The sequence below is a fragment of the Mycobacterium arosiense ATCC BAA-1401 = DSM 45069 genome, from assembly GCF_002086125.1.
Classification (GTDB): Bacteria; Actinomycetota; Actinomycetes; order Mycobacteriales; family Mycobacteriaceae; genus Mycobacterium; species Mycobacterium arosiense.
Genome location: NZ_MVHG01000292.1, coordinates 1 through 311, shown reverse-complemented (window position 1 = coordinate 311; position 311 = coordinate 1). Strand labels below are relative to the sequence as shown.

Sequence of the window (311 nt, the reverse complement as noted above, 5' to 3'; positions counted from 1 at the left end):
GCAACTGAACAGCGCCCGCGAATCCAGGCAGATGCGCTCCACGCCACGCTCGCGCAGGTGGCGGTTGAGCAGGCGCTCGTCCTCGCCTTTGTCGAAGAACGCCGGGTGGCGTACTTCCACGGCAATCCGTCGCGGACTCAGCTCATCGAGGAAATACAGCAGTTCGCCCAGGCGCTGCGGGGTGAACGCCGCCGACAGTTGCAGCCACAGCGGGCTGACCCTTTCGCCAAGCGGCGCCAGCAGTTCGAGGAAGTCGCCGGCGGCCTCGAGCCGTTCGCGCAGGTCGCCTTCGTGACTGATATCGCGGGGAA

At 66.6% G+C, this 311-nt stretch carries 1 protein-coding gene; it reads right to left on the bottom strand.

Features of this window, described 5'->3' with window-relative positions:
* Window positions 1-311 (bottom strand): DUF72 domain-containing protein (locus BST14_RS31955; RefSeq protein WP_142279716.1); only part of this gene is annotated, 311 nt, incomplete at both ends.